The sequence below is a fragment of the Allobosea sp. RIT-PG3_2 genome, from assembly GCF_057321085.1.
The window spans coordinates 711,593-737,160 of the sequence record NZ_JBXWCA010000001.1 but is presented as its reverse complement, the minus strand read 5'-3'; the positions used below and the strand labels follow the sequence as shown (position 1 = coordinate 737,160).

The 25,568-nt window shown below is 65.7% G+C and carries 26 protein-coding genes; 16 read left to right on the top strand and 10 right to left on the bottom strand.

Annotated features, from left to right (window positions below):
- Positions 1-39 precede the first annotated feature (39 nt).
- Positions 40-1,092 (top strand): polysaccharide deacetylase family protein, encoded by a 1,053-nt coding sequence (locus AC2FAN_RS03300; protein ID WP_485172704.1) that lies wholly within the window; start codon positions 40-42, stop codon positions 1,090-1,092.
- Between the two features lie 6 nt (positions 1,093-1,098).
- On the opposite strand, the gene AC2FAN_RS03295 is transcribed toward AC2FAN_RS03300, so the two are convergent.
- Positions 1,099-1,308 (bottom strand): DUF2842 domain-containing protein, encoded by a 210-nt coding sequence (locus tag AC2FAN_RS03295; RefSeq protein ID WP_476794472.1) that lies wholly within the window; start codon positions 1,306-1,308, stop codon positions 1,099-1,101.
- Positions 1,309-1,448: 140 nt separating this feature from the next.
- On the opposite strand from AC2FAN_RS03295, the gene AC2FAN_RS03290 reads away from it, so the two are divergent.
- Positions 1,449-2,513 carry a COX15/CtaA family protein gene (locus AC2FAN_RS03290; protein ID WP_485172703.1) on the top strand — a complete coding sequence of 355 codons (1,065 nt, stop codon included), beginning with the start codon at positions 1,449-1,451 and terminating at the stop codon, positions 2,511-2,513.
- A 269-nt stretch (positions 2,514-2,782) separates the two neighbouring features.
- Here AC2FAN_RS03290 and AC2FAN_RS03285 read toward each other — a convergent pair whose 3' ends face one another.
- The 3 genes from AC2FAN_RS03285 to AC2FAN_RS03275 all read right to left on the bottom strand — a co-directional run bounded on the left by AC2FAN_RS03285 (position 2,783) and on the right by AC2FAN_RS03275 (position 5,914).
- Positions 2,783-4,060 (bottom strand): O-acetylhomoserine aminocarboxypropyltransferase, encoded by a 1,278-nt coding sequence (locus tag AC2FAN_RS03285; RefSeq protein WP_485172702.1) that lies wholly within the window; start codon positions 4,058-4,060, stop codon positions 2,783-2,785.
- A 71-nt stretch (positions 4,061-4,131) separates the two neighbouring features.
- On the bottom strand, positions 4,132-5,355 hold the full coding sequence (locus AC2FAN_RS03280) for an FAD-dependent oxidoreductase (RefSeq protein ID WP_485172701.1): 1,224 nt from the start codon (positions 5,353-5,355) through the stop codon (positions 4,132-4,134).
- A gap of 28 nt (positions 5,356-5,383) precedes the next feature.
- Entirely contained in the window at positions 5,384-5,914 is a 531-nt protein-coding gene (locus AC2FAN_RS03275) for a CoA-binding protein (protein WP_485172700.1), read from the bottom strand.
- 148 nt (positions 5,915-6,062) lie between these two features.
- Here AC2FAN_RS03275 and AC2FAN_RS03270 point away from each other — a divergent pair, with 148 nt between their 5' ends.
- Complete coding sequence (locus AC2FAN_RS03270) at positions 6,063-6,491, top strand: hypothetical protein (RefSeq protein WP_485172699.1); 429 nt, start codon at positions 6,063-6,065, stop codon at positions 6,489-6,491.
- 41 nt (positions 6,492-6,532) lie between these two features.
- On the opposite strand, the gene AC2FAN_RS03265 is transcribed toward AC2FAN_RS03270, so the two are convergent.
- Entirely contained in the window at positions 6,533-7,345 is an 813-nt protein-coding gene (locus AC2FAN_RS03265; RefSeq protein WP_485172698.1) for an enoyl-CoA hydratase, read from the bottom strand.
- Positions 7,346-7,486: 141 nt separating this feature from the next.
- Here AC2FAN_RS03265 and AC2FAN_RS03260 point away from each other — a divergent pair, with 141 nt between their 5' ends.
- The 8 genes from AC2FAN_RS03260 to AC2FAN_RS03225 all read left to right on the top strand — a co-directional run bounded on the left by AC2FAN_RS03260 (position 7,487) and on the right by AC2FAN_RS03225 (position 13,951).
- Positions 7,487-7,903, top strand: a complete 417-nt coding sequence (locus AC2FAN_RS03260; protein ID WP_485172697.1) for a PaaI family thioesterase — start codon at positions 7,487-7,489, stop codon at positions 7,901-7,903.
- Positions 7,904-8,204: 301 nt separating this feature from the next.
- Positions 8,205-8,666, top strand: coding sequence for a 50S ribosomal protein L13 (gene rplM / locus AC2FAN_RS03255; protein ID WP_265052860.1), 462 nt, complete (start codon positions 8,205-8,207; stop codon positions 8,664-8,666).
- Between the two features lie 2 nt (positions 8,667-8,668).
- Positions 8,669-9,148: a 30S ribosomal protein S9 gene (rpsI, locus tag AC2FAN_RS03250; RefSeq protein ID WP_265052861.1), complete on the top strand. Its 480-nt coding sequence runs from the start codon at positions 8,669-8,671 to the stop codon at positions 9,146-9,148.
- Positions 9,149-9,206: 58 nt separating this feature from the next.
- Entirely contained in the window at positions 9,207-9,998 is a 792-nt protein-coding gene (locus AC2FAN_RS03245; protein WP_485172696.1) for an SDR family oxidoreductase, read from the top strand.
- Between the two features lie 192 nt (positions 9,999-10,190).
- Positions 10,191-10,469, top strand: a complete 279-nt coding sequence (locus AC2FAN_RS03240; protein ID WP_476807298.1) for a hypothetical protein — start codon at positions 10,191-10,193, stop codon at positions 10,467-10,469.
- A 14-nt stretch (positions 10,470-10,483) separates the two neighbouring features.
- The gene (gene speB / locus AC2FAN_RS03235) at positions 10,484-11,440 is read left to right on the top strand and encodes an agmatinase (protein ID WP_485172695.1); all 957 of its coding nucleotides are present in this window, start codon (positions 10,484-10,486) and stop codon (positions 11,438-11,440) included.
- Between the two features lie 351 nt (positions 11,441-11,791).
- Positions 11,792-12,727, top strand: a complete 936-nt coding sequence (argC, locus tag AC2FAN_RS03230; protein WP_485172694.1) for an N-acetyl-gamma-glutamyl-phosphate reductase — start codon at positions 11,792-11,794, stop codon at positions 12,725-12,727.
- A 123-nt stretch (positions 12,728-12,850) separates the two neighbouring features.
- Entirely contained in the window at positions 12,851-13,951 is a 1,101-nt protein-coding gene (locus tag AC2FAN_RS03225; protein ID WP_485172693.1) for a helix-turn-helix transcriptional regulator, read from the top strand.
- A gap of 274 nt (positions 13,952-14,225) precedes the next feature.
- Here the strand turns inward: AC2FAN_RS03225 and AC2FAN_RS03220 are convergent, their stop codons facing one another.
- Positions 14,226-15,074: a fumarylacetoacetate hydrolase family protein gene (locus AC2FAN_RS03220; RefSeq protein WP_485172692.1), complete on the bottom strand. Its 849-nt coding sequence runs from the start codon at positions 15,072-15,074 to the stop codon at positions 14,226-14,228.
- 83 nt (positions 15,075-15,157) lie between these two features.
- On the opposite strand from AC2FAN_RS03220, the gene AC2FAN_RS03215 reads away from it, so the two are divergent.
- Positions 15,158-16,816 (top strand): OmpP1/FadL family transporter, encoded by a 1,659-nt coding sequence (locus AC2FAN_RS03215; protein ID WP_485172691.1) that lies wholly within the window; start codon positions 15,158-15,160, stop codon positions 16,814-16,816.
- A gap of 103 nt (positions 16,817-16,919) precedes the next feature.
- On the opposite strand, the gene AC2FAN_RS03210 is transcribed toward AC2FAN_RS03215, so the two are convergent.
- The 3 genes from AC2FAN_RS03210 to phaC form a co-directional block, all read right to left on the bottom strand.
- Positions 16,920-17,705 (bottom strand): hypothetical protein, encoded by a 786-nt coding sequence (locus tag AC2FAN_RS03210; protein ID WP_485172690.1) that lies wholly within the window; start codon positions 17,703-17,705, stop codon positions 16,920-16,922.
- A 109-nt stretch (positions 17,706-17,814) separates the two neighbouring features.
- Positions 17,815-18,939, bottom strand: a complete 1,125-nt coding sequence (locus AC2FAN_RS03205) for an SGNH/GDSL hydrolase family protein (RefSeq protein WP_485172689.1) — start codon at positions 18,937-18,939, stop codon at positions 17,815-17,817.
- 24 nt (positions 18,940-18,963) lie between these two features.
- The gene (gene phaC, locus AC2FAN_RS03200; protein WP_485172688.1) at positions 18,964-20,787 is read right to left on the bottom strand and encodes a class I poly(R)-hydroxyalkanoic acid synthase; all 1,824 of its coding nucleotides are present in this window, start codon (positions 20,785-20,787) and stop codon (positions 18,964-18,966) included.
- 116 nt (positions 20,788-20,903) lie between these two features.
- Between phaC and AC2FAN_RS03195 the strand changes: the two genes are divergently transcribed.
- The 3 genes from AC2FAN_RS03195 to AC2FAN_RS03185 all read left to right on the top strand — a co-directional run bounded on the left by AC2FAN_RS03195 (position 20,904) and on the right by AC2FAN_RS03185 (position 23,306).
- Positions 20,904-21,359, top strand: coding sequence for a hypothetical protein (locus AC2FAN_RS03195; RefSeq protein WP_476807306.1), 456 nt, complete (start codon positions 20,904-20,906; stop codon positions 21,357-21,359).
- Positions 21,360-21,542: 183 nt separating this feature from the next.
- Complete coding sequence (locus AC2FAN_RS03190; protein ID WP_265052872.1) at positions 21,543-22,763, top strand: LL-diaminopimelate aminotransferase; 1,221 nt, start codon at positions 21,543-21,545, stop codon at positions 22,761-22,763.
- Between the two features lie 111 nt (positions 22,764-22,874).
- Entirely contained in the window at positions 22,875-23,306 is a 432-nt protein-coding gene (locus tag AC2FAN_RS03185; RefSeq protein WP_265052873.1) for a hypothetical protein, read from the top strand.
- Positions 23,307-23,321: 15 nt separating this feature from the next.
- On the opposite strand, the gene AC2FAN_RS03180 is transcribed toward AC2FAN_RS03185, so the two are convergent.
- Positions 23,322-24,041, bottom strand: a complete 720-nt coding sequence (locus AC2FAN_RS03180) for a hypothetical protein (protein WP_485172687.1) — start codon at positions 24,039-24,041, stop codon at positions 23,322-23,324.
- A gap of 148 nt (positions 24,042-24,189) precedes the next feature.
- On the opposite strand from AC2FAN_RS03180, the gene AC2FAN_RS03175 reads away from it, so the two are divergent.
- Complete coding sequence (locus AC2FAN_RS03175) at positions 24,190-25,530, top strand: homoserine dehydrogenase (RefSeq protein WP_265054799.1); 1,341 nt, start codon at positions 24,190-24,192, stop codon at positions 25,528-25,530.
- Positions 25,531-25,568: the final 38 nt, after the last annotated feature.

The following is a 25,568-nucleotide window of genomic DNA, read 5'->3' as shown; positions in this document are numbered from 1 at the left end:
TTGCGCAACAGCGTTAGCGGGCGGTTGCACGGACTGGCGATGAACGGACGTCACAAGGCCATCGCGGCCGCATTCAAGCTGATGGCGGCGACAGGCGCGGATCGCTGGAGTCGCGGCTTCGCGCAAGGCGCGGGCGTGATCCTGACGTTGCACCATGTCCGGCCGCAGGCACCGCAAGGTTTCTCGCCCAACGCCCTGCTGGAGATCACGCCCGAGTTCCTCGACACCACGCTTGGGCTGATCCGGGCCGAGGGCTACGACATCGTCTCGCTCGACGAAGCTCTGCTGCGCCTGCAGCAGCCGAAGCGCGGGCGCTTCTTCGTCGCGCTGACCTTCGACGACGGCTATCGCGACAATGTCGAGCATGCCTGGCCGGTCCTGGCGAAGCACGGCGCGCCGTGGACGCTCCTCGTCACGCCCGGCTTCGCCGATCGCACCGCGAGGCTCTGGTGGCTGGAGCTGGAGGAGGCGATCCGCGTCTTGCCGCTGCTCGACGTCGTCTTGCCGGATGGCCGTTTTAGCGCCCGGACCGAGACGGATTCGGAGAAGAGCCGCGCCTTCGACAAGCTCTATTGGCGTCTGCGCAGAGGCCCCGAAGAAATCCTGCTGTCGGCGATTTCCGAATTGACGACCGAGGCCGGTATCGATCCCGCCGCATTGGTCGAGCGCGAGTGTTTGCCGTGGGAAACGCTGCGCGCGCTCTCCGGGGCACCGGGCGTCATAATCGGCGCCCATACCCTGACGCATCCAATGCTGGCCAAGCACGATGCGGAGACCGCGCGCCGCGAGATCGCAGGAAGCAAGGCGCGGCTGGAGACCGAGTTGGGGATGCCCATCCACCATTTCGCCTATCCGGTCGGCGATTCCGGTTCGGCTGGGCCGCGCGAATTCGCGTTGGCGCAGGAGGCCGGTTTCGTCAGTGCCGTGACGACACGCCCGGGCCATCTTTTCGCGGAGCATGCCGAGCATCTGCAGGCTCTGCCGCGCGTCTCGCTCAACGGCCTGCACCAGAACGAGGCGGCGCTGCGGGCGCTTTTGTCCGGGCTGCCGTTCTGGCTGCGGAACCGGGGCCGGAGACTGGATCTTGCCTAGCGCAGGCTAGGCTTCGTCCTTGCGCTCCATCCATTTGATCAGCGGCAGCAGGGGTAGCACCCAGGCCAAGCCGAGCACGACATAGGCGATGGTCTGGACGAGCTTCGGCGCTTCCGTGATCCGGCCCTGTGCGAGCGCCATCGCAACCAGCGCATAGACGCAGACGAAGACGAGGATCAGCACCGTCCCGAGCAGCTTGCGGTTGCGTTGTCTCATCGAATTCTCCGCCGCCCGCTCGGGCCTTGCATCGCTCCTGCGGCATTGCAGGCGTTGTCGCGCTGTCGCGACGGGTCTATGTCACCGCCATCGGCGCTTGTGAAGCGCCAGCCAGCTTCTGCGACCGAAAGCACGCATCCTTGACCCTCGCCCTGAACCAGACCGCCGGTGCTCTCGCCAAGGCCGATCATGCCGGCATCCGCCGCTGGCTCTGGGCGGTGGCGGGGCTCGTCTTCCTGATGGTGGTGGTCGGCGGCGCGACGCGGCTGACGGGCTCGGGCCTCTCGATCACCGAGTGGAAGCCGATCACCGGCGCGCTGCCGCCGCTATCGGCCGAAGCCTGGGCCGAGGAGTTCGGCAAGTATCGGGCGAGCCCGCAATACCAGATCCTCAACGACGGCATGAGCCTGGGCGAGTTCCAGTTCATCTATTGGTGGGAATGGGGTCATCGCCAGCTCGGCCGCTTCATCGGGCTGATCTATCTCGCGGGTTTCCTCGTGGTCGCGCTGCGCCGCCTGTTGCCAGCGCGGCAGGTCGTCACGCTGTTCGGCATGGGGCTGCTGCTAGGCCTCCAGGGCGCGATCGGCTGGATCATGGTGGCCTCCGGTCTCCAGCCCGGCATGGTCGCCGTGGCGCCGGTGAAGCTGACGCTGCATCTCACCTTCGCCGGGCTGTTCTTCGCCTCGGTCGTCGCCTTTGCCACCGCGCTGACGCCGCTGCGGCGGGTCGAGCCGGCGCGCGCCCGCTCGACCGCCTGGCTGCTGCTGGTGTTGCTCTTCATGCAGGTCGCCCTCGGCGGGCTCGTCGCCGGCTCCAAGGCCGGCTTCACCTTCAACACCTGGCCGTTGATGGACGGCACGCTTGTCCCGCCCGGCTCGCTGCTCTTCGCCCAGACACCGTTCTGGGAGAACTTCGTCGACAATGTCGCGCTGGTGCAGTTCAACCACCGCATCGGCGCCTACGTTCTTTTTGCCGTCGCGCTCTGGAACGTCGTCAGACTGCGCCGTGCCGCGCCGGGTTCGGGCAGCGCCAAGCGCGCGAGCGCCATCGCCGGGATGGTCTTGGCGCAGTCGGCGCTGGGTGTGGCGACGTTGCTGCTGGTCGTGCCGCTCTGGGCCGGGCTCGCCCATCAGGCGCTCGGCTTCGCCGTGCTGGCCATGGGCGTGGTCCATGTCACGCGCACCGAGCAGGCGGCGCGCGGCTGAACGGCGGGAATGCGCTCCGCGTTCTGGTTGTTCATATACGGAACCACGCCGTCATTCCGGGGCATCGCGTCAGCGATGAGCCCGGAACCCAGAACCGATGCCCTCGATCGTGAAAACTGCGGGGAAGAGACCGCTTCATGACGGACGGCATCGGTTCTGGGTTCCGGGCTCGGCCTTTCAGGCCGCCCCGGAATGACGGCGCGGTTCCATCTCAGGACGGCAGGCGTGAAGGGGCGCGACCCAAAACCCTGCAACGTCCGGAATGACGGCTATGCCAGCGCCTGATCGAGATCGGCGATCAGGTCCTCGACATCCTCGAGCCCGATCGAGAGCCTGACCACCTGCGGGCCGGCGCCCGAAGCCGTCTTCTGCTCGTCGTTGAGCTGGCGGTGCGTGGTCGAGGCCGGGTGGATCACCAGCGAGCGCGTATCGCCGATATTGGCGAGGTGCGAGAACAGCTTGAGGTTCGAGACCAGCTTGACGCCGGCGTCGTAGCCGCCCTTGAGCCCGAAGGTGAACACCGCGCCCGCCCCCTTGGGTGAATAGCGCTTTGCGAGATCATGGTATTTGTCGCCGGCGAGGCCGGGATAGCTGACCCACTCCACCGCCGGATGTTTGGCGAGATGCTCGGCCACCTTGAGCGTGCTTTCGCAATGCCTCTGCATGCGCAGCGGCAGGGTCTCGATGCCGGTCAGGATCATGAAGGCGTTGAAGGGCGAGAGCGCGGGCCCCATGTCGCGCAGGCCGAGCACGCGCGTCGCGATGGCGAAGGCGAAATTGCCGAAGGTCTCCGCCAGCACCATGCCGTTATATTCGGGCCGGGGCTTGGACAGCATCGGATAGCGCTCGTCGCCGAGCCAGTTGAACGAGCCGCCATCGACGATGATGCCGCCGATCGAATTGCCATGGCCGCCGAGGAACTTGGTCAGCGAGTGCACGACGATGTCGGCGCCGTGCTCGAAGGGCCTAATCAGGTAGGGCGTCGCCATCGTGTTGTCGACGATCAGCGGGATGTTGTGCTTCCTGGCGATTGCGGCGATGCCGGCGATGTCGACGACGACGCCACCCGGATTGGCGATGGATTCGATGAAGATCGCCTTGGTCTTCGGCGTCACGGCGGCAGCGAAGCCTTCGAGATCGTCGGAGTCGGCCCAGATCACGTTCCAGCCGAAGTTCTTGTAGGAATGGTTGAACTGGTTGATCGAGCCGCCATAGAGCTTGCGCGCCGCGACGAACTCGTCGCCGGGCTGCATCAGCGCGTGGAAGCACAGGAATTCCGCGGCGTGGCCGGAGGCCACTGCGAGCGCCGCCGTGCCGCCTTCGAGCGCCGCGACGCGCTCTTCCAGCACCGCATTCGTCGGGTTTCCGATGCGGGTATAGATGTTGCCGAAGGCCTGCAGTCCGAACAGCGATGCGGCGTGGTCGACATCGTCGAAGACGAAGGACGTCGTCTGGTAGATCGGCGTGGCCCGTGCGCCCGTCGCCGCATCGGGAGCGGCCCCGGCATGGACGGCAAGCGTGTGGAACCCCGGTGCGCGATCGGACATGGCGTGCTCCCTGACATTTCTGACTTCGAAACCGTTCGTTCGATTTAACGAACGGGGCTCGCAGCGTCAATTCAGCGGCGCGGCGCCAGCTCCGGCCCGATATGCTCGGGGCGGAAGCCCATGCCGACGAGCCGTGCCGGGATGCGGCGCAGCACCGGGAGCCATTGCAGGAGCTTCAGCACGAAGGGCGGCTTCACCGGCCCGCTCCCGGTCAGAAGTGGTGTTATGACGCGGTTCTGGATCGCGACCTGCAGGGCTTGCGTCGCCTTCGTGGGGAACATCCTGCGCTCCTGTACCGCAGCGAGGTCCTCGTCGCGCAGCCGCTTTTCGCGCAGCGGCGCCGCCAGCCGGTTGGCGGCCGCCACGGCGTCCTGGATCGCGAGGTTCACACCGACACCGCCGATCGGCGACATCGCATGTGCTGCGTCGCCGATGCAGAGGATGCCGGGTTGCCACCAGCGCTCCAGCCGGTCGACCGCGACCGAGAGCAGCTTGAGATCGTCCCAGCTGGCGAGTTCGCCGGCGCGGTCGGCGACGATCGGCAGCAATTCGGCAAGGCTGGCCTTGAAGGCGTCGAGCCCGGCCGCGCGCAGGGTCTCGAGCGTACCCTTGGGGATCACATACGCGCATTGCCAATAGTCGCCGCGGTTCAGCATGACGGCGAAGCGCCCGCGTGCGACCTGCCCGAAGGTCTGGGCGGCGTCGCTCTCGCGCCGCGACAGCCGGAACCAGAGCACGTCCATCGGCGCGCCGATCTCGTCGACCGTGAAGCCACCGGCCTGCCGCAGATCGGAATGGCGCCCGTCCGCCGCGACGACGAGATCGGCGCGGATCGTGATCGGGCCGTCCTCCGTCTCGGCGGTGGTGCCCGCGATGCGCCCGCCCTCGCGGACGAGGCCGCTCGCCCGCGTCCGCATCAGCAGCTTGAAGTGTGGCAGCTCGCGGCCGCGATCGGCCAGGAAATCGAGGAAGTCCCATTGCGGCATGAAGGCGATGTACGGCGCCGCCACCGGCAGATGCGTGAAATCGGCGATCGGCACGTCCTCGCTGCCGAAACGAGCCACGATGTGCCGCTCCTTGGTGTGGGGCAGCTTGAGGAAATCCTCCAACAGGCCGAGCTCTTCCATCAGCTGCATCGTCGAGGGATGGATGGTGTCGCCGCGAAAATCGCGCAGGAAATCGTCGTGCTTTTCCAGAACGGTCACGTCGATGCCGGCCCGCGCCAGCAGGAATCCCAGCATCATCCCCGCCGGCCCGCCGCCGGCGATGCAACAGGTGGTCGTGATCGTGCCCATGCTCGCCTACCGTTCGAGGCGCGGGCAGTCAGGTGCCCGGCCGGTTGATCGTCAGCTTCTGGAAGCCCTTGCCGGCCAACATCGGCTTCTTGGCCGAAATGATGCGCGAATTGATGCCCTGCCAGCCGATCTCGCCGGAAAGCCGCCCATATTCGATCTTCGGGCAGCGGTTCATGATGACGGTGATGCCCTTCGCCTCGGCTCGTGCCGCGGCCTCGTCGTTGCGAACCGAAAGCTGCATCCAGATTACCTTCGGCAGCGGGTCGAGCGCCAGCGCCTCGTCGGTGATGGCCGAGGCGGCCTCCGAGTTGCGGAAGATCTCGACCATGTCGATCGGGCCGGGGATCTCCTTGAGCGAGGTATAGACCGTCTTCCCAAGGAGGGTCTTGCCGGCGAGGCCGGGATTGACGGGTATGACGTCGTAGTCTCGATCGATCAGGTATTTCGTCACGATCCAGCTCGGCCGCGCCTCGTTGGCGGAGGCGCCCACCAGAGCGATCCTCTTCGTTTCGCGCAGGATGCGACGGATCAGCGCATCGTCATAGGAATCGTGGTTCAATGGAGGGCGTCCGAAGAAAAGCGAAGGATATCAAGGCGCTCCGGCGGCGTGTCAATGCCTGCTCAACATAGGCTTGCCATGCTTTCGTGCTTTCCTGACGGTTCGGGGAATGGGCCCCGACTTGCCATCTGCGAAAGGAGTGCCTGCCATGTGCGACTACAGCCTGCACAATGTTATGTCCACTCCGGCCAAGGTCGGCGACGAGCTCGTCTCGACCCGCTTTCCGGAAGCGAGCACACGCGGCTTCTGCGGCGCGGATCGCCCGGATGTGGCCGTTTGCGTGATGCCGGGGACGGAGCTGGCCTTCGCGGCCGATATCGAATGCGACCGCGGCATGGGGCTGCTGCCGAACCGGAAGTACCATGCCCGTGTCGCGCGCTTCCGCCAGATCGATATCGACAAGCCCTATGTCCACCACGACGCTCTCGAGCTGCCGAGTGGGCAACTCGTGATGGTCACCAGCCTGATCGAGGGGCAGCGTGTCACGGTGCTGCAACTGCCGGCCGAGCCGGCGCCTGAAGGCGAGACCGCCGCCCCGGTGGAGCGGGCGGGCTATCGGCATTGGGAAGTCGTCTGACGCTCGGTCGGATAAGCCCTGCCGCCAGCTCGCCTGGCCGGTTATGACTCCCAGATCGGCGCGCGCTTTTCCATGAACGCGCCGATCCCTTCCTCTGCGTCCCGCGCCAGCATGTTCTCGACCATCACCGCCGAGGCGTGGTCGTAGGCGCCCTTCAGCCCCATCTCGCGCTGCTCGTAGAACGCGCGCTTGCCCACCTTGACCGTCGCAGGCGATTTCGAGGCGATGACGGTGGCAAGGCGGCCTGCCTCGGCGAGCGCCTGACCTGCCGGGGCGACGCGATTGACGAGCCCCATCCGCAAAGCCTCCTCGGCCGGCACCATCTCGCCGAGCAGCAGCATCTCCATGGCGTGCTTGGCCGAAAGATTGCGCGAGAGCGCGACCATCGGCGTCGAACAGAACAATCCGATATGGACGCCCGGCGTACAGAAGCGCGCCTCGCTGCCGGCGACGGCGAGGTCGCAGCTCGCTACGAGCTGGCAGCCGGCGGCCGTGGCGGTGCCTTCGACAGCCGCGATGACCGGCTGGGGCAGGGTGGTGATCTGCTGCATCACGGCCGAGCAGCGCCCAAGGATATCGGCGAAGTAGGCCCGGCCGCGATCCGCGTCAGTGCGATGGGCGGTCATCTCCTTGAGATCGTGCCCGGCGCTGAAGACGGGGCCGGCGGCGGCGAGGATGACGGCCCGCACCGAGCGGTCGGCGGCGATGGCGGCCAAGGTCTCGCTCAGTGCCGCCAGCATCGCCTCGCTCAGCGGATTGCGGGCCTGCGGGCGGTTCAGCGTCAGCGTCGCGATGCCGTCGGCATCCTGACGCAGCAGGACCGACGCGGCGTCGGGTTGGTGATGGGCGTTCATGACGTTCCCTCTCGGCACCGCTCGGATGCATCGCGTTCGCGCGCGCCGCTTGCGCATTTTGGCCTATTGTCGGAGCCGGCCGCCCATGCTGCAAGGGGGGAAGTCCCGCCTCAGCCTTCGGTTTTCCGCATGACGACCCGCATGAGCGCCTCCGAGATCGAAAGCTATCTCGACGAGGCCTTCCCGCAAATCCACTATGGCGGACGCACCTATTTCATCGAGGATGTCGGGCCGATGACGGCGCGGATGCGCTGCGACTATCACGAGCGCCATTTGCGCCCGGGGGGTACGATCTCCGGCCCCACCATGATGGCACTCGCGGACCTTGCCCTCTATGTCGCGATCCTCGCCCAGATCGGCCCGGTCGGCCTCGCCGTGACGACGAGCCTCAATTACAACTTCCTGCGCAAGCCGGAGCAGGCCGCGCTGATCGGCGAAGCCAAGCTGCTCAAGCTCGGCAAGCGCCTCGCCGTCGGTGAGGTCTGCCTTTATTCGCAGGGCGACGCCGACATGGTCTGCCACGCGACGGGCACCTACTCGATCCCGGCAGCGCGATGAACAAGGCCGCGTCCTCCGTCATTCTTGGGCGCCGCGCAGCGGTGACCAGAGAATCTCTTGCCGGACGAGGCGCCGCTTCGTCATGAGGTGCTCGGGTTAAGCCCGGGCACCTCACGACGGCGCGCCGCGTTACGGTATCATGATACCTTTTTTGTCAGGTCACTGAAAAACCTAAGTTTTTCAGATTATCGTGCTTCACGACGCGCTTGACAGCCGGCTCTGCTCCCCCTATTGCGACCCTACACCGCCGCCGGTCATCCGGCGGCTTGTCCTTTTTCTAACGCAACCGAAGGGTGCCGCGATGAAGACCGTCTCGCTCAAGCCCGCCGATGTCGAAAAGAAGTGGGTAGTGATCGACGCCTCCGGGCTCGTCGTGGGCCGTCTCGCCTCCGTGGTGGCGATGCGTCTGCGCGGCAAGCACAAGGCTGCCTACACTCCCCATGTCGACTGCGGCGACAATGTCATCATCATCAATGCCGAGAAGGTCTCCCTGACCGGCCGCAAGCGTGACCAGAAGGTGTATTACCACCACACTGGCTTCCCGGGCGGCATCAAGGAGCGTTCGGCCAAGTTCATCCTGGAAGGCCGCTTCCCCGAGCGTATCGTCGAGAAGGCCGTCGAGCGCATGCTGCCGCGTGGTCCGCTCTTCCGCCAGATTCTCGGCAACCTGCGCGTTTACAAGGGCTCGGAGCATCCGCACGCCGCCCAGTCGCCGGAGGCGCTCGACGTCGCCGCGCTCAACAGCAAGAACAAGAGGGTCTGACCATGGCCGAGGTTCTTCAGTCCCTCTCCCAGCTCGGCGATGTCGCCAAGCCCGATCAGCCGGCCGCTCCGGTCCACGTCAAGAAGGTCGATGCGCAGGGCCGCGCCTATGCCACCGGCAAGCGCAAGAACGCCATCGCGCGCGTCTGGATCAAGCCCGGCTCCGGCAAGGTCACGGTCAACGGCCGCGACCAGGAGATCTATTTCGCCCGTCCGGTGCTGCGCCTCGTGCTCAAGCAGCCGCTGCAGCTCGTCGATCGCGTGACGCAGTACGACGTCGTCGTCTCGGTCAAGGGCGGCGGTCTCTCCGGCCAGGCCGGCGCGGTGCGCCACGGCATCTCCAAGGCGCTGACCTTCTACGAGCCGGAGCTTCGTGGCCCGCTCAAGAAGGAAGGCTTCCTGACCCGCGACTCGCGTGTCGTCGAGCGTAAGAAGTTCGGTAAGGCCAAGGCCCGCCGCAGCTTCCAGTTCTCGAAGCGCTGATCGTTTCCGGATCATCCGGTATGCGGAAGGGCGGCTCGCAAGAGCCGCCCTTTTCGTATTGTCTGGCGCCTCTTCGACACATCGACAGGAGCCCGCCATTACCCGCCCCGTCCTTCTCGTCACCGGCGGCAGCCGCGGCATCGGCGCCGCGACCTGCATCATGGCGGCAAGGCGCGGCTACGATGTCGCGGTGAACTACCAGAGCAACGACAAGGCGGCCGCCGAGGTCGTCGAGGCCTGCGAGACTGCGGGCGCCAAGGCCGTCGCGCTGCAGGGCGACATGGCCAGCGCAACCGACATCACCCGCGTCTTCGCCGAGGCGAAGGCCGCGCTCGGCCCGCTCAGCCATGTCGTCAACAATGCCGGCATCACCGGCAAGTCCGGCACGCTCGCCGAGGCGGACATCGCCGCGATCCGAGAATGCATCGACGTCAACGTCACCGGCGCGATCCTGGTCGCACGGGAGGCGGCGCGCGCCCTGATCGCCAACGATGCGGCGCCGGCGAGGGCGATCGTCAACATCTCCTCCGTTGCCGCCGAACTCGGCTCGCCCGGGGAATATGTCTGGTATGCGGCCTCGAAGGGCGCGGTCGATTCCCTGACCATCGGCCTCGCCAAGGAACTCGCGCCTCACAGCATCCGCGTGAACGCCGTTGCGCCCGGCATCACCGAGACGGAGATCCACGCCCTCTCCACAGGCGAGGCCGGCCGTGTCGCGCGCATCGCGCCGCTGATCCCGCTGAAGCGCGCCGCGACCGCCGACGAGATCGCCGAGGCCGTGCTGTTCCTGCTCTCGGAAGCCTCGAGCTACACGACTGGAATCATCCTGAAGGTCTCGGGCGGGAGGTAACCCAAGCCTCTGATCTCCACCACGCAGTCATCCCGGACAAGCGACGTAGTCGCGCCGATCCGGGATCTATGCCGGAGCGCTGATGATTGAGGTTCGGGCATGGATCCCGGGTCTCCCTTCGGTCACCCGGGATGACGGCGCGGCCGGCAAGCGACATATAGTGCTGGTCAACGACCACCTGCCCGGAACCCAATGCGCGTCCTCCTCGTCCTCCTCGCCTTCGGCATGATCGCGGTGCCGGCCCTGCTGATGCTCGCCCGTGAGGAGTTGCCGCGCGGCCGGCGCATCGGCCGTGCCCTCGTCGTCTTCCTCGCGCCCGCCATTGCGCTCGGCTTCATCCACGGCGTGCCGGAACTGGATGGCCGCGCGCTGAACAATCCCTATGCCTGGACGATGCTGCGGCTTGTCCTGACGGCACTCGCGCTGATCCTGCCCTGGTGCCTCTTCGTCTGGTTCACCGCGCGGCGCTGATTTCGAGGACGATCATGACCGAAGCCAGGGACAAGCCGCCCATCGACCATGCATTCACCGGCGACAGGCGGGGAGGAGCCGCGGACCCGACCTATGCCGGCGCGCTGTCCTTCATGCGCCGCCGCTACGACAAGGATGTCTCCGGTTGCGATCTCGTCATCTGGGGCGTGCCCTTCGATCTGGCCGTCACCAACCGGCCGGGCGCACGCTTCGGCCCGCAGGCGATCCGCCGTGCCAGCGCGATCTTCGACGGCGATCCGCAATATCCGTCCGGCATCGATCCCTTCACCCGCCTCAGCGCGGTCGACTATGGCGACTGCGCCCTGCCGCGCGGCGATCTCCATGGCTGCGCCAGGGCCATCGAGACGGAGGCCGCCGGTATCCTTGCCTCCGGCGCCCATCTCGTCACCTTGGGCGGCGATCATTTCGTCACGCTGCCGCTGCTGCGCGCCCATGTCGCCCGCCACGGCAAGCTGGCCTTGATCCAGTTCGACGCCCATCAGGACAGCTGGGACGACGGCGCCGGCGCGATCGGCCATGGCAGCTTCGTGCTGGAGGCGGTGCGCGAAGGGCTGATCGACGCGGAACGCTCGATCCAGATCGGCATCCGCACCGTCGCACCGCGCGATTGCGGGATCGCCATCATCGATGCCTATCAGGCGCATGAACTCGGCGTCGCCGGCGTGGCGCAGCGCATCCGCGAGCGGGTGGGCGAGGGGGCTGCCTATCTCACCTTCGACATCGATGCACTCGATCCGGCCGTCGCGCCCGGCACCGGAACGCCGGTCTCGGGCGGCTTCAGTGCGGATCAGGCGCTGCGCATTCTGTGGGCACTGCGCGATCTCGACATACGCGGCATGGATGTGGTCGAGGTCTCGCCGCCCTACGACCATGCCGACATCACGGCGATCGTGGCCTCGACCATCGTACAGCACCATATCCAGGCGCTGGCACTGAAGAAGGCTGGTTGAATCGGCTTGCGAGGAAAGGCCGCGAAGCGATTCTGATGACTCGCGCTTTCGGGCTCGCGTCCGTCATGATCGGGCTTGACCCAAGCATCTCCCGCCGAAGGAGGTTCCCGCGTCCGCTCTCTCGGGCCAAGCCTGAATGACGCCGCCCTCAAAGCTTCGATTGACACCCGACCCGAGCGCGAACATATACGGGATCATGATGACGAGCTTCATCCGACGTCGCACTGTCCAGGCCGCTCCGGCGCGCCCGCGATGACGCTCGGCTGAAGTCCGAACGCCCGCGACCGCGCCATGGAGCGCGGTTTTTTTATGCCCTTAGCCAACTCGCCTGCCCGGCGATCGGGGGTCCTGATGAGCCAGAACCTGAAATCCATCTTCATCGACGGCGAAGCCGGCACCACCGGGCTCGGCATCCGCGAGCGCCTTGCCGCTGTGCCGGAAGTCGCGGTCAAGAGCATCGATCCCGACAAGCGTAAGGACCCGGCTGCCCGCAAGGACATGATGGCGGGCGTCGATCTCGTCGTGCTCTGCCTGCCGGACGAGGCCGCGAAGGAATCTGTCGCTCTTGCCGATGAACTCGGCGCGGATGCTCCGAAGATCGTCGACGCCGCAACCGCGCACCGCATCGCGCCGGGCTGGGTCTACGGCTTTGCCGAGCTCGCGCCCGGCCATGCCGAGAAGATCGCCAAGGCCGACCGTGTCGCCAATCCCGGCTGCTATCCCACCGGCGCCATCGCGCTGTTGCGTCCGCTCGTCGATGCCGGGCTGATGGCGCAGGATCATCCGGTCACGGTCAACGCCGTCTCCGGCTATTCCGGCGGCGGCAAGTCGATGATCGAGGATTACGAGACCGGTGTCGCGCCGGCTTTCGAGCTCTACGGGCTCAACCTGCGCCATAAGCACCTGCCCGAGTTGCAGGCCTATGCGCGGTTGACCCGCCGGCCGATCTTCGTGCCGTCCGTCGGCAATTTCCGGCAGGGCATGCTGGTCTCGGTGCCGCTGCATCTCGACACGCTGCCCGGGCGGCCGAGCGTCGGCGATCTCCATCACGCCCTGGCCGAGCGCTATGCCGGCTCGACCTATGTCAGCGTGCTCTCGCAGGACGGCACGGCCGGCAAGATCGAGCCCGAGGCGCTGAACGACACCAACAAGCTCGAGCTGCGCGTCTTCGGGCAGGACGATCTCGGCCAGGCCGTGCTCGTGGCCCGCCTCGACAATCTGGGCAAGGGCGCATCGGGGGCTGCGGTCCAGAACATCCGCCTGATGCTCGGCCTGCCCGAAGGCTGAGATTTCGAACTGCCAGATATCTTTCCCGGTCATTGCTTCGGCTAAAGGCGCATGTGGCCTCCTCCAAATGGGGGAGGCCATTTTGCTGCGGCCGGGCTACGCTGAACGTCGTTGGGGGCTGACGTGCCGGGCAGCGAGTTCGAAAACACCCTGATCGACGGCATTTATGAAGCCGCGATCGTGCCTGAAGGCTGGTCCCGCGTGTTGCGGGACACGGCTCGGCTCGCCGGTTGCAGGGAAGCCTTGCTTGGTACGGTGCTCGATGACGAGGCCCGTCTGGTCGGTTCGTCTCCGGAGTTCGCCGAGGCCTATGAGGACGTGCTGCGGCGCATCCCGTTTCAGATCAACCAGCGGGCGCAACGCCTGCTGGTCAGCGGCCGGCACGGCTTCATCACGGATGAGGATGTCTTCACTCGCGAGGAGATCGCAAGCGAGCCGCTTTATCAGGACATCCTGATTCCGGCCGGATACGGTTCCGGCGTCGCGACCGCGATCGCGGCCCCATCCGGCGACATGACGATCATCCACTGCGAGCGCTCCTTCTCGGAAGGTTTTGTGGGCGCCGCGGGGATCGCCGCTCTCGACAGTCTGCGCTCGCATTTCGCCCGCGCCGGATTGCTCGGCCGCCGGCTGGCGATGGAGCGGGCGCGAGCCGCATCGCAAGCCCTCGAACTGATGGGATTGCCGGCTGCGGTGCTTGGCCTGCGCGGGCAGGTGATCGATGCCAACGCCCTGTTCCACAACCTCATGCCAAGCATCTTCCAGGATCGCACGCTGCGCCTCACTGTTGCGCATGCCCCGGCCGATCAGATGCTGGCCGCGTCGATTGCCGCATTGTCCCGGCCTGATCTGCCGCAGCCGGTGCGCTCCCTGCCGATCCCCGCACGGCGAGGCGATATGCCGATGGTGCTGCATGTCTCGCCGGTGCGTGGGCGAGCTCGCGACGTTTTCTCTTTTGCGAGCGCGATCGTCGTCGCCACGCCGGTGACGGCGAGTGCCGGCCCGGAAGCTAGCCTGATCGGCGGGCTCTTCGACCTGACGCCGGCGGAAGCGCGCCTGGCCGCTGCTATCGCCGCCGGCCATACGCCGCGCGAAGCCGCACAGCGTCTCGGGGTGACTGAGGCGACGGCCCGCACGACACTGAAGCATATCCTGGCGAAGACGGGATCGCGGCGGCAGGCAGACCTCGTCGGCCTTCTCAAAAGCGCTGCGCCGCCGCGTTGAAGCCGCAACCCCCCATTTGGGGGATGCGCGCCTGTCGAAGCCGGGCGAGGCTGTCCGGGCGCGGGCTTTATGCTCGAGCGAACGTAACCTCGCGCCGCCACAGCCGGGTCAAGCGGCGTGGCGGTTTTTTTTCGCCGAACCGTCCGGTCGACTGCGTCTGCCGCTGCCAGCCCGCGGGCTTCGTGCGCCCTTGCCAATCTCGAAAAAAGAAAGACGCCGGCGATTGCCGGCGTCTGATGGTGGGAGCGGGCAATTCGCTCGCGCTATGGCGGGCTCAGCCCTTGTAGACGACGAAGTTCTGCTTCTGCTCGCCGAGGCCTTCGATGCCCAGCGTCACCACTTCGCCGCCCTTCAGGAAGCGCGGCGGCTTGAAGCCGAGGCCGACGCCGGGAGGCGTCCCGGTGGTGATCACGTCGCCCGGATCAAGGCGCATGAACTGGCTGATGTAGTGCACCAGATAGGCGGCGCCGAAGATCATCGTCTTGGTCGAGCCGTTCTGTACGCGCTCGCCGTCGACCGCCAGCCACATGCCGAGATTCTGGATGTCCTTGACCTCGTCGGTCGTGACCAGCCACGGGCCGAGCGGGCCGAAGGTCGGGCAGCCCTTGCCCTTGGCCCACTGGCCGCCGCGCTCCTGCTGGAATTCGCGCTCGGAGACGTCGTTGCAGACGCAGAAGCCGGCGATCGCGGCCATGGCGTCCTTCTCCTCGATATAGGAGCCGCCATCGCCGATCACGATCGCAAGCTCGACCTCCCAGTCGGTCTTCTTCGAGCCCTTGGGAATGACGACGTCGTCATTGGGGCCGACAATGCAGTTCGGTGCCTTGTTGAAGAGGATCGGCTCCTTCGGAATCTCGGCTCCGGTCTCGGCCGCGTGGTCGGCGAAGTTGAGGCCGACGGCGATGAAGTTGCGCACGTCGCCTACGCAGGCGCCGATGCGCGGCGAGCCCGAAACGAGCGGCAGCGAGTCCGGGGAGAGTGCCTTGAGCTTGGCGAGAGAGGCCGAGGTCAGCGCCTTGCCGGCGACATCGGAAATGACGCCGGACAGGTCGCGCAACCCGCCCTGGGCATCGAGAAGGCCCGGCTTTTCCTGGCCGAGCGCGCCGTAGCGGAGCAGTTTCAAGGTGTTTCCCCCGTTTCAAACGATCTAAATGGGTCCGGGACTTTGACTGGATGCCTGTCCGAAGCGCAAGCCCATATCGGCGCATGACCCGCCCGCAGCATGATGGTGGGTTGTTGCCCGAATGCAACGTGACGTTTCAAAGCGACTGTCGCGGTGACGAATGCCGGCCGGGTTGGCGGAAGCGCCACGGGCGCAAAACCGGCAATAGTTCGCATGTGAACCATCCTTTTCTGAACGATCTTTCGGCCGACCTCGCGAAAACTGTCATTTTTGGCTGTTTTTTGCCTTCGCAGGCGCGAATTTGGAAATCTGGCGGCGGATTTTGGACGATGCGGGCGGGATTGCGGCGGCAAACGGCACGCGGCATGGTTCGAATCAAGCGAGGTCCTGCACCTCGAAGAACCGTAACTGGGATGGATTCGATGAAGGGCCTTGTTCGTACCGCTGCCGCCGCCACGGTTTCCGTTGCCGCTCTTCTTGCTGCTGGAGCCGCCTCGGCGAGTTCCTTCGCGATCCGCAGCGGCCAGGGCGCCGAAGGTCTTGGTATGGCCTATGCGGGCGCCGCGTCCGGCGGGATCGGCATGGGCGCGATGGCCTGGAACCCGGCGACCATCACCATGTTCCCCGGCCGGCACAGCAACTGGAACTTCACCTACCTCAACGCCAATGGCGATTATCAGCCGACGTCACCCTCGCGTATCGGCTCGCCCGTCGGGCCGCTGAATCCCATTCAGCTCGGTACCGGCAACCTCGGCGGCGACGGCGCCTTCATCCCGGCTTCGGCCAGTGCCTGGCAGCTGACGGACCGACTTTGGGTTGGCATGACCACGGGCGCCCCCTATGGCCTGCGCTCGAAGCCCGACAACCAGGCCCACGCCGCCCAGATTTATGGTCGCTCGGCTAAGGTCGTGACGGTGAACGTCTCGCCGACCATAGGTTATAAGGTCAATGATTGGCTCTCTGTCGGTGCCGCCATGCAGGTCCAGTACCTCAGCGCGACCCTTAAGCAGGCGAGCGGTCTTGCCCCGACGGCAGCACCTGTCATTCTCGACGGTGATACGATCGATTTTGGCTATCGCTTCGGTTTGACGCTGACGCCGTTCAACGGGACCAACATCGGCCTGGCCTATCGTTCGTCGATACACCAGAGCCTCAACGGCTCGCTGAGCACGCCGCTCGCCCGCATCCCGGTCAAGGCCAACCTCAACCTTCCCGATTCGGTCGTCTTCGGTCTTTCGCAGGTTATCAACGACCAGTGGCAAGTCCACGCCGGCGTCGAGTGGACGAACTGGAGCCGTTTCCGCAACATCCCCGTGGTGAGCAAGCTCAACGGCCTCCCGGCGACGAGCCTCAACTTCCAGTACGACGACGCCTGGTTCTTCAGCGGCGGCGTCGAGTACAAGTATAGCAATGATCTGACCCTGCGCGCCGGTATCGGCTACGAACTGTCCGCGGTGAACGACCGTAATCGCACGATCTACATCTCGGACAACGACCGGCTGTGGCTCAGTGCCGGTGCGAGCTATCAGGTTACCGATCGGATCAAGCTCGACGTTGGCTACACCTATATCGACGTGAAGAAGGCGTCGGTGAACTACACTGGCGGCCATCCGCAGCAGGGTGCGGTGTTCTACACCGCCGAGGCCAAGCCCTACATTCACATCGCCTCGGTTGGCATCACGTATAACTGGGACGATCCGAAGCAGACGATCCCGGTCCAACCGGTCGTCCGCAAGTACTGAGCGTTCCGACGAGCGTTCGAGAAAGCCGGCTCTTGGGCCGGCTTTCCTGTTTTGGGAGCAGGCGGAAGCAGGCCTGTCTGCCAAAGGCCATCTGGTCTGAAGTTCAGGCCGACACTTCCGCCAGCAATCTCGGATTGGCAGTCAGGGCGCTCGCTCGGGCCTGCGTCAAGGCTCCGGCCCATTGCGGATGCCGGCGTTTCGCCTTCTTGATCACTTCGACGAGACGGCGGGGACTTGCACGGCGCAGTCTGGCCACGGCAGCTGAGAGCTCTGGCCCGTTGCGCCGCCGGGTCGCGGCGAGGAGCGATTGGAACGCGACCGTGCCCGCCAGCATCCCGGTCACATGGTGCTGGGCGGAGTGTACCGGCACGAGTTCAGCGGTCGGTATGCGCTCGGCATGGCCGAAATCCGGGGCGTAGGAGGGATCGACGAAGACGTAGACCCTGCCGGAAACATCGTGGGCCCGGATCGCGTCTCCCGTGCGTCCTGCGACGAAATACTGCTCGTAGCGCCGATCGTACGGGGCGACATGCGCCGGATCGATCGACCATTGCGGGCAGAGCGACAGCGCGGTGGAGGCACCGAGCGGGCGGGAATATTTCGCCGCCCCGTATCCACCCATGGACGATCCATAGGTCACGATCTCCGGGTAAGCGGCGCGCAGATCCTTCGTTGCCGCAAGCGCGCGAAGCATATTGGCCTCCGGGTACCAATTCGGGCGTTTGGCCATGAAGCCGAGCACGCTCAGATCCGTTCGCTGTGCCAGCGCCCGACCGAAGAAATCCGTGCCATCGGCGAGGGTGTTCAAGGGGCCGAAGGTGACGAGCAGGATGTCGCCAGCTCCCCGATGAAAGATGACTTGAATCTCGTCGTCGTCGTAAACGATCACGCCGGGAGGCCTCCCTTCAAATTGCACTAAGATAGGCTGAAGGAAGCGGACAATAGAACGATGATACTGACGCGCAACATTTCAAAAAAGGTTCGAATTCAGTCGAAAGCTATAGCTGGCGAAAGAGCGCCGCATGTCTCTCGGCTTTCTCGTCATAGCCCGCGGCGTTTGGGTGCAGCGTATCGGACATCAAATTCCGCGCCACGGCGCTGTCGTAGTCACCCCACACGGCGGCGGTATCGATGAGCGGGCAGGCGATCTCGTCGGATAATTCGCGCATGGCCTGCCAGTAGGCACTCAGCGGATAGGCATAGGGACCGCGGGGGCCAGCCGGGTTGCTGGTTTCGAGAATGACGTCGCCGGTCGGGGTGCACAGGTTGATCAGCGCGCGCAGGCTGGCCTTGAACTCCTCCGGGGCGACGCCCTTCTGCCAGTCGTTGAGCCCGAAGTTGATGACGGAGAGGTGAGGGCGGATCTGCGGAATGGTGTTCGCCACGGAATAGGGCGAGCGGGTGTCTGCGGCCATCGCGACGGTCGCGCCGCTGATGCCATGGTTGAATATCGCGACTTCGCGGGTCCCGGGCGAGTGTCCGTGCTGCGCCAGCAGGCGGATCGTGCCGGTCAGGGCCGTGAACCGAACCGCATGAATGGACGGCGTCAGACCGGACAGTGTTAGCCGATGGAAACCCGTCGTGCTGAACGGCACCGCGGTTTCGGCCCCGTCATCGATCGCATAGCTGAAGGAGGAGGCGCCGGATGCGTAGTACAACGCTTCGAACCGGGTGCAGGCGACGGCTGTGGTGTGTGTCGCAACATCGCCCGGCTCGAGGCGGATCGCATTGGATGCGACGGTCGCGCCTGCAGTCGACAGCCGCCCGTCGCCGCCAGCAAGTCCGCCGAGGGCCATCATGGTCTCGCGCGACCATTTCAGCCCGGGCGCATTCATGATGTCGGCGACGCGCTGCGGGACCGCCTTCGCATAAGCCTCGCCGCCCCATTGCCGGATGGTGCCGATGCCGCGCGTGATGCTGTCGCCCTCGTAGAGGATTCGCGTATCGGCCTTTCCGGCACGCGTTTCAGCGAGCGCGGCGCGGAGCCTCGGCAGCTTGTGCCCGTCGAAATTGCGCAGCGCCTCAATGCCTGCGGCACGGCTTGCCGATGGAGATAGCGCGAGGGCGAGACTCCCACTGAGGAAACCGCGCCGGGAAGGATGACGAATGATCGCGCTTCTCACTGCGAGCCCGGACCTCCGATTGGCTCAGACCCTCACCTTCACATAGGTGCCGGGCGCGTCGGCGAGCGCCGGCAGCTTGCCGCCGCCCGGCTCGCGGGCTGCGACCTTCTTCGGCGCCTGGGCCTGGACCCAGGCGAACCAGTGCGGCCACCACGAGCCCGGATGCTCCTCGGCCTTAGCCTGCCAGTCGGCGTAGGTGCCCTTGGCCGGCCCGCCCGTCCAGTACTGGTACTTCACCTTGTTTGGCGGATTGACGACACCGGCGATATGGCCGGAGCCCGCCACCACATGCTCGACAGGGCCGCCGAAGCATTGCGAGCCGTTGAAGACGGATTGCGCGGGGGCAATGTGGTCCTCGCGCGTGGCGAGGTTGTAGATCGGCATCTTCACGCGTCCGATGTCGAGCGTCTTGCCGCCGATGCGCATCTCGCCCTTGGAGAGCTTGTTGTCGAGATAGCAGTTGCGCAGATAGAAGGAGTGGTTCGCCGCCGGCATACGGGTCGAATCCGAATTCCAGTAAAGCAGGTCGAAGGCGGTCGGAGCTTTGCCCTTGAGGTAGTTGTTGATCGCATAGGACCAGATCAGGTCGTTGGGCCTGAGCATGTTGAAGGCGCCGGACATGCGGGAGCCGTCGAGATAGCCGGTCTTGGCCATCTGATCCTCGATCGCGCGGATCTGCTCTTCGTCCACGAAGACCGAGAGCTCACCGGCCTGCGAGAAATCGACCTGCGTGGTGAAGAAGGTGGCGCTTTCGATCCGCTTGTCGCCGATGGCGGCCATGTAAGCCAGCGTCACGCCGAGCAACGTGCCGCCGACGCAGTAGCCGATGGCCGAGACGCGCTTCTCGCCCGTCACCTGCTCGATCACGTCGAGGGCGGCGAAGATGCCCTCGCGCATATAGCTCTCGAAATCCTTGGCGGCGTGCCGGGCGTCGGGGTTGACCCAGGAGACGCAGAACACCGTCAGCCCCTGTTCGACGCACCAGCGGATGAAGCTCTTTTCCGGGTTGAGGTCGAGGATGTAGAACTTGTTGATCCAGGGCGGCACGATCAGCAGCGGCCGCTTCAGCACCTGCGGTGTCGCCGGGGCGTACTGGATCAACTCCATAATCTCGTTGCGGAAGATGACCTTGCCGAGGGTAGTCGCGATGTTGACGCCGACCTCGAAGGCGCTGGCGTCGGACTGGCGGATCTTGAGCTCACCGCCGCCGGCCTCGACGTCCTCGGCGAACATCTTCATGCCGCGCACGAGGTTCTCGCCGCTCTGCTGCAGGGTTTCGCGCAGCAGCTCGGGATTGGTCGCGACGAAATTGGTCGGCGAGAGCGCTCCGGCGATCTGCTTGATGTAGAAGCGTGCCTTGTTGCGGGTATGGGGATCGAGGTCGTCGGCCTTGTCGACCATGGCCTCGGCCCAGCGCGAGCCGATCAGATAGGCCTGCTTGATGAAGTCGAAGGTCGGATGGTTCGTCCAGTCCGGATCCTTGAAGCGGGTGTCGCGCTTGTCGGGTTCGGCAACGGGCGCGACCTCCTCGCCGCTGGCGCGCTTCAGGGCCGTGCTCCACAGATTCATGAAGTCGCCGGTGAGCGAGGCCTGCGCCTCGATGATCTTGGCGGGATCGTTGACCCAGCGCTCGGCCACGCGGCTGAGCGTCTTGACCATGTCGCTCGCCTCCTCGGCCTGGCCGGTCTTGGCATCGCCGCGTTCGAGGGGCTTCAGATAAGCGGCCGTGACCTTGCCGTATTCCTCGACGAGCCGGCCCATGTTCTGGGCGAACTGGTCGAAGTCGGGGACGGCGGCTTCGGCGGAGCTGCTGGTGCCCTTGGACTTGTCGTCGGCGTGCCGGCTCATGAGTCGTCCTTCCCCCTCGTGTTTTAGGATAGCGCATGGCTTCCCATTTTGGTCCTATTAAGGACGCAGCCGCTGTGCTTTACCAAGCACATTCGACAAACCCGCTGGATGAACCCATGCCGATCGAGATGCCCGCGAGAAAGCCGCTTCTAATTGCGGGGGTGGTGCTTGCGGCCGGCCTCGCCCTGGCAGGCTGCGCGAGCGACGAAGGCATCAAGGGCGTGGCGGAAGCAGCCGGCATGGCGACGACGCCGCAGGAGGCGAAGACCTTCGTCAGGGAGACCCGGCAGGCGGACACGAACTACATCGCTGTCGGCAGCAGGATCCCGGTCGACACCCTCTGCCCGGGACCGAAGCCGCCGCCGCCCTATGTGCCGTCCGGAGACGCCGCCCGCTTCGCTGCGCCGAAGCCTGCCCGCGGCGCGAACGACCCCTGCAAGCGGCGCTCGGATTTCGAGAAGATCGAAGCCCAGCTCGAGGCCAAGCGGCAGGTCAACGAAAGCGCCGGCAACCAGGCGAAGGCGCTGGGGGCGACGCCGCCACCGCAGCCCGCAAAGATCCCCACGAACTGACCGACGGCTTTCGTCTTTGCAGCGGAGCGCCCCGCCGCAGGTGTCGCCATTTCGTCGCAGTCGCAAAATCTTGCGTTTTTTCTCCTGTGCGGACGAAAGATGCGGTGCTAAGCACCTCCGGCGCAAGGAAGTGATGCGCGCGAAAAGATATTGCCGGCGCCTCCGGCCGAGGACCTGTTCGAGATGACCGATTTTCACCGTATCAAGCGCCTGCCGCCCTACGTTTTCGAACAGGTCAACAAGATCAAGGCAGCCGAGCGCGCCAAGGGCGTCGACATCATCGATCTCGGCATGGGCAATCCGGACCTGCCGGCGCCGAAGCATGTCATAGAGAAGCTGGTCGAGACCGCCGGCAAGCCGCGCACCGACCGCTATTCCGCGTCGAAGGGCATCACCGGCCTGCGCCGCGCCCAGGCGAACTATTACGAGCGTCGCTTCGGGGTGAAGCTGAACCCTGACACGCAGGTCGTGGCCACGCTGGGTTCGAAGGAGGGCTTCGCCAATATGGCGCAGGCCATCACCGGCCCGGGCGACGTCGTGCTCGTGCCGAATCCGAGCTATCCGATCCACGCCTTCGGCTTCCTGATGGCGGGCGGTGTGATTCGCTCGGTCCCGGCCGAGCCGACACCGGCGATGTTCCCGGCGCTGGAGCGGGCGGTGATGCATTCGGTGCCGAAGCCGATCGCGCTCGTCACCTGCTATCCGGCGAACCCGACGGCCTATGTCGCCTCGCTCGATTTCTACCGCGATCTCGTCGCCTTCGCGAAGAAGCACGAGCTCATCCTGCTCTCAGACCTCGCCTATGCCGAGGTCTATTTCGACGACCGCAATCCGCCGCCCTCGATGCTGCAGGTGCCGGGCGCGATCGATGTCGCCGTCGAGTTCACCTCGATGTCGAAGACCTTCTCCATGGCCGGCTGGCGCATGGGCTTCGCCGTCGGCAACGAACGGCTCCTGGCGGCGCTGGCGCGCGTGAAGTCCTATCTCGACTACGGCGCCTATACCCCCATCCAGGTCGCGGCGGCGGCGGCTCTCAACGGCCCCGACGACTGCATCCGCGAGATGCGCGACATCTATCGCAAGCGCCGCGATGCGCTGGTCGAGAGCTTCGGCAAGGCCGGCTGGGAGTTCCCGGCGCCGGAGGCATCGATGTTCGCCTGGGTGCCGATCCCGGAGAAGTTCCGCCATCTCGGCTCGCTGGAGTTCTCGAAGCTGCTGATCGAGAAGGCCGAGGTCGCGGTCGCGCCCGGCATCGGCTTCGGCGAGCATGGCGACGATTATGTCCGCATCGCCATCGTCGAGAACGAGCAGCGCATCCGCCAGGCCGCCCGCAATATCGGACGCTTCCTGAAGGGTGCCGACGCCACGCTGCACAACGTCATCCAGATGCCGAAGGCGGGGTAGGGCAGAACTTCAGAGGGTGTGGTGCTTCGGCCTCTGGACTCAAGGCCGCAAAACATGGGAACCGATGCGATGCGGACGGCTCGTTCCGCATCGCGCCCGAGGCCCGCTCCCATGCCACGAAAAGGCCGCCTGCTCGGCGTTGCTTTCGCCGTCTTCGCCCTGGTCTGTCTGGTCGCGACCTACGACTATTCGAAGGGGCGGATTCCCCAGACGAATTCGGCGCTGGTCTCGGAGGTTCTGTCGGTGACGAACGGACGCGAATGCGCCCGTGACGCGACCGAGATCGTCTCTCGCTTCATCCCCGTCGGCACCGGCCGGGCCGAGGCCGAGCGCCAACTCGCCGAGGTCACGATCGACCCTCCGAAGCCCTGGTTCTGGACGCCGGCCGTCGAGAACAGCACGGTCTCCGAGGGCAATTCCATCGAGGCGCTGCATACGATCAAGGCAACGGCCTTCGGTACCAACCTGCTGCGCATCTATCTCGGTTTCGAGGACGCGAAGGTGAAGCGCGTCGCAGCCGAAGTGGTCTGCCATTTCGGCTGAAGGCGTCGACCCGGCTTACTCCCGCCGCAGCAGGCGCTTGAGGGCGCTGTCCGCATGCGGGTCGACATAGTGAAGCAGCGCGGTCGAGCGGATCGCGTCGGGGTCGCAGGCTTCGTTGGTGTGGATCGAGCGGTACCCGTTGAACAGATAGAGATTGCCCGGCGTGAGCTTGAGGTGCCGGATGCCGCGATGCCCTCGCTCATAGCGCGCTCTCAGGACCTTCTGCGAAAGCGGGTTGTCGAGCAGGATCTTGTCGATGAAATTCAGTGCGTAGGATGAACGCAGCTTGCGCGAATTGGGCATGATCAGCAGGTCGCCCGTCTTGCCGCGCTCGGGGATGATGATCGGGATAAGCGCCGTCAGCAGATAGGAATCGTAGTGGAAGTTCAGGGAATTCGCGGCCGCTAGCCTGCCGGAGAGGCAGCGCAGCACCTGATAGAACGGTGCGTCGGGCGCGACCTTGCCGGTGGTTCGCTCATAGATGGCGTGACATAGCGCGATGAAGTCCGCGTCCTCCGGCCAGGAGTGGAGGAACGTTCCTTCGAGTCCGTTCGCGCCGCGGATCGAGAGGTAGTTTCCGCCGTTGCGCGCCACCGCCTGCCGCACGAATTCCTGGGCCGATCCCAGCTCGGCGGGCGGGATATAGCCTTCGATGACGGCATAGCCGTCCGCATCGATGCGCCGGGCGATCTCGGCGGTATCCGTCGCGGTTTGCAGTGGGGCAGTCGCAAGCATCGCAGGTCTCCTTCCAGAGGTGGGAAACGGCGAAGGCATCTCGTGGAATTCAAAGCAAGTTCCGTGCCTTGGCTGGCCGCGCGGCGGCCGGGGAGGCGGGCGCGCCGTTGACTCGAACTGCGCCGCATGCGACCCCCACGCCATGACGATGCACGCCCCACTCCCCGAGAACACGCCCTTGCGGGTCGGCATTGCCGGCCTTGGCACGGTGGGAGCAGCCGTCGCCGGAATTCTCCAGCGCCAGGAGAATGCGCTGGCCGCCCGCTGTGGTCGCGCCATCCGTGTCACCGCCGTCTCGGCGCGCGATCGCAGCCGCGATCGCGGCATCGATCTCGGCGGCCTCGCCTGGTTCGACGACCCGGTCGCTCTGGCGCAGTCGGACGAGATCGATTGCTTCGTCGAGTTGATGGGCGGTTCCGACGGGCCGGCCAAGGCGGCCGTTGAGGCGGCGCTCTCGGCCGGCAAGCATGTCGTCACCGCCAACAAGGCACTGCTTGCTGCCCATGGCAACGCGCTGGCGGAACTGGCTGAAGCGAAAGGCGCGGCCCTGGCGTTCGAGGCCTCCTCCGCCGGCGGCATCCCGATCGTGAAGACGCTGCGCGAGGCGCTGGCCGGCAACAATGTCAGCCGCATCTCGGGCATCCTCAACGGTACGTGCAACTACATCCTCTCGCGCATGGAGCAGGAGGGGCTGACCTTCGAGGCCTGCCTGAAGGACGCCCAGCGTCTCGGCTATGCCGAAGCGGACCCGACCTTCGACGTCGAGGGTTTCGATACGGCGCATAAGCTCGCCATCCTGACGAGCCTCGCCTTCGGTACGAAGATCGACGCCGAAGCGATTCATGTCGAAGGCATTTCCGCGATCACGCCGCTCGACCTCAAGATGGCCGACGACCTCGGTTATCGCATCAAGCTGCTCGGCGTCGCCGAGCGCACCAAGACCGGCATCGAGCAGCGCGTGCATCCCACTATGGTGCCGAAATCCTCGGCCATCGCGCAGGTGATGGGCGTGCTCAACGCCGTCAGCGTCGATGCGGACGCGGTCCGTGAGATCACGCTGGTCGGTCCCGGCGCGGGCGGCGACCCGACAGCCTCGGCCGTCGTCGCCGATATCGCCGATGTCGCCCGCGGCACGGCCGGTCTGCCCTTCGGCCTGCCGGTCGCGCGTCTGGAAGAAGCCAAGCGCGCCCCGATGCAACGCCATGAAGGCGGCTACTATGTCCGCCTCGCCGTCGCCGACCGGCCCGGCGCCGCCGCGGCCATCGCGACCCGCATGGCCGAAGCCGATATCTCGCTCGAAAGCATCGTCCAGCGTCGCTCGCCTGAGGCCGTGACCCGCGATCCGGGTGGCCGCTCCGGCGCGCCGGTCCCGGTCGTGCTGATCACCTACGCCACCAGCGAGACCGCCATCCGCGCCGCGCTCGAAAAGGTCACGGCCGATGGCCATGTCGCGGAACCGCCGCAAGTTATTCGCATAGAGCGGGAATAGGCTTCGCGCCCGTACCCAGCCACGTCTTTGCAAGGGGA